The sequence below is a fragment of the Guyparkeria sp. genome, assembly GCF_041687595.1.
GTDB lineage: Bacteria > Pseudomonadota > Gammaproteobacteria > Halothiobacillales > Halothiobacillaceae > Guyparkeria.
Map to the genome: position 1 here is coordinate 1 of NZ_JAWLBP010000068.1, position 6,215 is coordinate 6,215.

A 6,215-nucleotide genomic window follows, 5' to 3' on the forward strand; every position below is an offset into this window, starting at 1 on the left:
GCCGGGGCCGGGGTTTTCTCGATCTGGTTGCGGGAGCAGGATTCGAACCTGCGACCTTCGGGTTATGAGCCCGACGAGCTACCGGACTGCTCCATCCCGCGTCTGGTATGAAGCGCATTATACATGAATCGGCGGCCCTGTCATCCCCAACGCGAGATCACTTCACCCGCGTGCCCGGGGTCGCGCCCTCGTCGGGAGAGAGAATGTGCAGGTCGGAGCCACCGGAGCCGGCAGCCAGCACCATGCCTTCGGACACGCCGAACTTCATCTTGCGTGGCGCAAGGTTGGCCACCATGACCGTCATCCGGCCCACCAGCGACGCCGGGTCGTAGGCGGCCTTGATGCCGGCGAACACCTGGCGCGGTCGCTCCTCGCCGATGTCGAGTTTCAGTCGGAGCAGCTTGTCGGCGCCCTCCACGTGATCGGCCTCGACGATCTTGGCGATGCGCAGGTCGACCGCGGCGAACTGGTTGATGTCGATGGTCTCGGCGATCGGCTCGATCTTGGGTGTCGCTGGCTTGTCCTCCGGAGTGCCGGTGCTGCCGCCGGCCTTGGTTTTCGCTTCTTCCACGGCATCCTCGCGAGCCGCCGCCAGCAGGGCGTCGATGGAGGATTCCTCGATGCGCTGCATCATTGGCTTGAACTTGTTGACCGGGTGATCCAGCAGCGGTGTCTCCAGCCCTTGCCAGGTCAGCGCCTCGACGTTCAGGAAGTCGGCCGCCTTCCCCGCAAGTTTCGGCAGCACCGGCGAGAGGTAGGTCATCAGCACGGCGAAGGCGTTGATGCCGTCGGTACAGATCGCGTGTACCTCGTCGCGGGTCGCCTCGTCCTTGGCCAGTACCCACGGCTTGCGCTCGTCGATGTACTGGTTGGCCCGGTCGGCGAGTGCCATGATCTCGCGCATGGCCGCACTGTACTCGCGACGCTCGTAGCGCCGGGCGATCCCGGCGGCGGCCTGGGTCATCTCGCGGTGTAGTTCCGGGCGCTCCAGTTCGGGGGCGAGCTTCCCGTCGAAGTACTTCTTGATGAAGCCCGCGCAGCGGCTGGCGATGTTGACCACCTTGCCGACGAGATCCGCGTTGACCCGGTGACGGAAGTCCTCGAGGTTCAGGTCGATGTCGTCGATGCCCGAGCCGAGCTTGGCCGCGAAGTAGTAGCGCAGCGCTTCCGGGTCCAGGTGATCGAGATAGGTCTTGGCCTTGATGAACGTCCCGCGAGATTTGCTCATCTTCTCGCCGTTGAGGGTGAGAAAGCCGTGGGCATGGATCACGTCCGGCGTGCGCATGCCCGCACCCATGAGCGTCGCTGGCCAGAACAGGGTGTGGAAGTAGGCGATGTCCTTGCCGATAAAGTGAACCAGCTCGGTGGTCGCGTCGCGCCCCCAGAATTCGTCGAAATCCAGCCCCTCGCGGCGGGCGAGTTCGATGAACGAGCCGATGTAGCCGATCGGCGCGTCCAGCCAGACGTAGAAGAACTTGCCGGGTGCCCCGGGAATCTCGAAGCCGAAGTAGGGCGCGTCACGCGAGATGTCCCAGGCCTGCAGCCCGGACTCGAACCACTCGTTGAGCTTGGCCTTGATCGACGGCTGTACCTCGGCCTCGTCGAGCCATGCCTGCAGGCGATCGGCGATCTTCGGGAGCTCGAAGAAGTAATGCTCGGAGTCGCGCTCGACCGGTGTGGTGCCGGATAGCACGGACTTGGGTTGCTTCAGCTCCGTGGGCGAGTAGGTCGCGCCGCAGGCCTCGCAGTTGTCGCCGTACTGGTCCTCGGCTCCGCACTTCGGGCAGGTGCCCTTGATGAACCGGTCGGGCAGGAACATCTGCTCGACTTCGTCGTAGGCCTGCTTGATGGTGCGCCGGGTGATCAGGCCGGCGGCGTCGAGCTTGCCGAAGATCTCCTCGGCCATCTTGCGGTTGTCTTCGGTGTGCGTGCTGCCGAAATTGTCGAAACCGATGCCGAAACCCTGGAAGTCCGCCTCGTGCGAACGGTGAGTCTTCGCGATCAGTTCCTCGGGCGTCATTCCCTCTTGCTTGGCGCGCAGCATGATGGGGGTGCCGTGTGTGTCGTCGGCGCAGACATAGCGGCAGTCGTGACCGAACAGCTTGTGCGCCCGCACCCAGATGTCCGTCTGGATGGTCTCGATGATATGCCCCAGGTGCAGCGGGCCATTGGCATAGGGAAGGGCAGAGGTGACCAGGATCCGGCGTTGTTTGTCCATGCGATTCGTTGTCTGTCGATCGGTTGGCTTGCATGGCCAGACATCCGCCCGCCGGGTCGTCCCGGGGCGCGCCTGCGGTCTGGCCACGGCGGCTGAGTCGTTGGTGATTCGAGGCGCGGCAGTTTAGCATGCAGGGCACCCCGGAAACCCCGAATGACTCATTGTCCGTTCCAGCCCGCTCATTCCAGCAAGGATCGCCGTAATCCATGCGTATCGTTATCGTCGCCCCCGATCTCCCGGACGAGATCATTCCGATCTTCCCCGCCCTGACCGACGCATCGCGCGCCCGGCCGGGGCTGGACTTCACCGTGCTCACCGGTTCGTCGAGCGCCGCATGGGCGGGCCTGCACCCGGCGGTGGACGAGGTCATTTCCTTCCCGCTGGAGACATTGACCTTCCCCTGGTGGACAGCAGCCGGATGGCGAGCCCGCCGGGAATGGCGCGCACTGCTGCGTGAACGACCGGAGCTGAGCCGCTGCGATACCGTGATCGATCCCTTCGGACACCCGGAAACGATTGCCGCCACCCGTGGGTTGCCGGGCCGCTCGGTCGGCATATCCCAGTCATCCGGGCAGAGCGACCGGCCGGCGAGTCGCCAGCCCTACGATTCGCCGTTTCCCGTACCGGGTGACCTGCATCGTGTCCAGGGGGTACGGATGCTGTTTGCCGCCCACCTGGAATACTCGCTGCACGACCTCAACCCGGATTACGGTCTGCAGATCGACGCTGAGCCGATCGTCACCGAACTGCTTCTCGACACCCGGGCCCTGCCGTTCGGCGAGGACGGGCGGGCACAGGTTCGCCGTCGCCTGGCCGAGACGGGGGTCACGCTCGACGATCTGGCCGCCAATCCGCCGGGGGACGACGAGGAATACAGGCGACGCCTGACACAGAGCCGCTATGTGCTCACGGGCAGCAACCTCACCGGCTGGCTGGCCGCGGCACTCGGGATACCCGGCGTCTGTGTCTGCGCGGACCACGAAGCCCGGCACCACGGGGTGATCACCACCCGCCATGCGAACCAGAAGCTGATCAATGTCGACACGCCGCCGATGAACCAGCCCGAGATCGTGGTCGAGTCGATCATCCAGGTGATCACGCAGGGTGAGGCGCCGATCGAGCTCCCGGAGCAGGATTCCGTTGCCCCGGGAACGGCCGGTGAACCTGTCGGCGGCACACGATCGGGTACTGACGGCGGATGAGTCAGGACCATCAACGGCCTGGGTCGACGAGCCCGGTGCGCTACGAATGGCGTGACCGGGTGCCGATCGAGAACACTCTCCGTCTACCAGCCATGGCACGGCGGGAGCTGGTTATCCTCGATACCCAACCGGAGGTGTTTTGCACCCCGGCCGTGACCGAGTGGCTCGCCGATCCTCGCGTGGAGGTGATCGGCGGTGGCTCGAACCTGGTTTTCGTCGCGCCGGAGGTCGAACGAACCGTCCGGGTCACGGCCTCCCGCTGGTGGAAGAAGGCCGGAAAGGCGCCATCGGTCGAGGTGATCGTTGAGTCCGGCAAGGGGCTGGATGAGCTGGTCCGGGAGACCGCCGGAGAAGGCTGGTACGGTCTGGAGGCGCTGGCCGAGATTCCCGGGACGGTAGGTGCGGCCCCGGTACAGAACGTGGGCGCCTACGGAACGGAAATCGGTGAGCGGGTGGACTGGGTCGAGGCCTACGATCGGGTCGAGCGACGGCTCCGGCGACTGCGAACCGCGGAATGCGAGTTCGGCTACCGCACCAGCCGCTTCAAGCGGGAGACCGGGCGATGGCTGATCACGCGGGTGGCCCTGACGCTGTTCCGCGATCGTCCTGACGACTGGCCACGGGCCTCCTATCCCGGGGTGGCCAACGCCCTTGCCGAGTGGTCGGCGCGGAACAGACGTGATGTCGAGTCGATCACGCCGCTCGAGTATGCCGGCATCATCACCCGGATCCGCCTCGGCAAACTGCCGGACTGGCGCCGAGACTTGCCTGGGAGTGTCGGCAGTTTCTTTCAGAATCCCGTGGTCACGGCAGAGAAGGCCGCGGAACTGCGTCGCCGCTGGCCCGCGATGCCGCAGTTCGAGCTTCCCGGCGGCCATGGTGTGAAGCTGTCCGCCGGCTGGCTGATCGAACAGGTTGGCTTGAAGGGGTATCGCGAAGGGAACGTGGGTGTCTCACCGGTGCATGCCCTGGTGCTGCTTCACCACGGGGGTGGCTCCGGGGAGCAATTCTGGGCGCTGGCCGAGCGCGTGCGTGACGCGGTCGATACACGGTTCGACGTCACGCTGCAGCCCGAACCTCGGATCATCGATGTCGTGCGGCGAGATTGATCAGCCATTGCCGGATCCCGCCGCGCGATGCCCCGCTTCCCGGTGAACGATGATTGTTCGGTGACAGCAAAACGCCCGCTATCGCGGGCCTTTCCGGTTTCTGGAGGCCCTCGGCCTGGCCAGAGTCCTCAGAGCGAATCCCTCCGTTTCCCGGATGCGGATGGTTCGCCTGCTTGTTCTCTTGTCGTATGGAGATCCGCGCCGGCATCCGGCCCCTCGACGAGCAATTGATGAAGGTCTTCCTGGCGGATCTCGAGCAGTCGTCGCATCACGTCGGAAAGATCGTGACGTTTCGGCTCCAGCCATGCACCGACCAACGGTTCGAGCATTACCAGGCTGCGATCGGCGTAGGCCGCACGCGCTTCTCTCGACAGGGCGCATCCCGGGCGATGCCGTTCGAGCTGGCGATCCAGGACGCGTTCCCCGGCCTGGCGAATGGCCGACCGGTCCCTGATCAGCTGCCGGGCGCTCATGGCAAGTTGCCGATGGCGGCGCCACAGCGCCCAGCCAAGGACGATGGTCAGAACGACGAAGCCGGCGAGCAACTGCGTGGCGACGATAGCCCACTCGGGGCTCAGGAAATATGACGGAATGTCCATGGGGCGTGGGTCATCTGCTTCACTAGGGCGTGGTTCACGATTTCGCCTGCTCTATCAGGTGTTGCCGGATCCTGGTAATCCGCACCATCAAGCCGATGGTCATGACGGCCAGCATCAGCAGCACCACGAGTCCCAGCCAGATGGCGGCACGATACTCGCGAAGATCCACCGGTTCCCCGTCGCCGCGGGCCTCGGGCTCGTCCCGGACCCAGGTGGGTTCTTTCCAGGTCGTGTCGGGCGACAGGGCCGTGTCGGCCGGCGCAGGCGAGGCGGGTACTTCGAGGTCGAAAGGCAGGCGAATGTCCCGATCGACGTGCGAACGACCGGTGATTTCCCCGGAGACGCGGCAGGCCGGGGAAATGCGTGGTGGGAGGGCGATCCGGCTGAGGGTGTCGGAAAGGGAGACGTTCATCCGATATGGTGTCCCTCTCGGGCAGCGGATCTCGGCGAACAGCCGTGTGGCGCCGGGATCGACGATGCTGCTGTCCTGTTCGACGACCAGCGTCGCGGATACCGGAGCTTCGCCCTCCAGGAATGCTTCGGGCGCCACGAGGCGCACCTCGAAGGGGCGGGTGGCGGAAAGTGCCACCTTGTTGCGGATCACTCGCTCAAAGGTGGGCCCCTCGATGCGTCCGATCAACGTATGGGCGCCGGGGATATCCGGCAGGGCGAGTCGAAAGCCGTACCGCCCGTCCCGTCTCGCCTCGTCGTCGCCCATCGCCCGGTCGTTGAGCACGATGCGGTCGGCCATGTCGCCCGTCGGATCGACGATCCGAATCGTCGCCGTCATGTCGTCGGACAGGCGCGGTTCGATAATCGGTTCGCCGCGATCGGTCAGCACGAGGTATCCCTCGATAATCTCTCCCGGGTGAACCCGCCCCGGGATGTCCGACATCGCGAGATCGAGGTCGGTGATCACCAAGGCACGGTTGTCAGGATCCTCTCGTGCCTGGATGTGCCACGTTCCGGGGCTGGGGCGGGTGATGGTGACCAGGTCGCGACCGGCGCTGTCGTCCCAGCGCCAGTCATCCATCTTCTTGGCCCGTTCCACGTCGACTTCGCGGCCATCCGGGAGCTTGATCCGGGA

Annotated in this window: 4 protein-coding genes, 1 tRNA gene and 1 pseudogene; 3 read left to right on the forward strand and 3 right to left on the reverse strand. The window is 65.3% G+C overall.

Features of this window, described 5'->3' with window-relative positions; translation table 11 throughout:
• Positions 1-24 precede the first annotated feature (24 nt).
• Together ACESL5_RS09110 and metG are read right to left on the reverse strand one after the other, a co-directional pair.
• Positions 25-101: transfer RNA gene (locus ACESL5_RS09110), tRNA-Met, on the reverse strand.
• A 56-nt stretch (positions 102-157) separates the two neighbouring features.
• Complete coding sequence (gene metG, locus ACESL5_RS09115) at positions 158-2,218, reverse strand: methionine--tRNA ligase (protein WP_372592468.1); 2,061 nt, start codon at positions 2,216-2,218, stop codon at positions 158-160.
• 206 nt (positions 2,219-2,424) lie between these two features.
• On the opposite strand from metG, the gene ACESL5_RS09120 reads away from it, so the two are divergent.
• The 3 genes from ACESL5_RS09120 to ACESL5_RS09130 all read left to right on the forward strand — a co-directional run bounded on the left by ACESL5_RS09120 (position 2,425) and on the right by ACESL5_RS09130 (position 5,116).
• The gene (locus ACESL5_RS09120; protein ID WP_372592469.1) at positions 2,425-3,420 is read left to right on the forward strand and encodes a hypothetical protein; all 996 of its coding nucleotides are present in this window, start codon (positions 2,425-2,427) and stop codon (positions 3,418-3,420) included.
• The gene (gene murB, locus ACESL5_RS09125) at positions 3,417-4,529 is read left to right on the forward strand and encodes a UDP-N-acetylmuramate dehydrogenase (protein WP_372592470.1); all 1,113 of its coding nucleotides are present in this window, start codon (positions 3,417-3,419) and stop codon (positions 4,527-4,529) included. Before ACESL5_RS09120 ends, murB begins: the two co-directional genes overlap by 4 nt.
• 230 nt (positions 4,530-4,759) lie before the next feature.
• Positions 4,760-5,116 (forward strand): hypothetical protein, encoded by a 357-nt coding sequence (locus ACESL5_RS09130; RefSeq protein ID WP_372592471.1) that lies wholly within the window; start codon positions 4,760-4,762, stop codon positions 5,114-5,116.
• Between the two features lie 46 nt (positions 5,117-5,162).
• Here the strand turns inward: ACESL5_RS09130 and ACESL5_RS09135 are convergent.
• Positions 5,163-6,215 (reverse strand): annotated as a pseudogene (locus ACESL5_RS09135) (hypothetical protein); the annotation flags it as partial.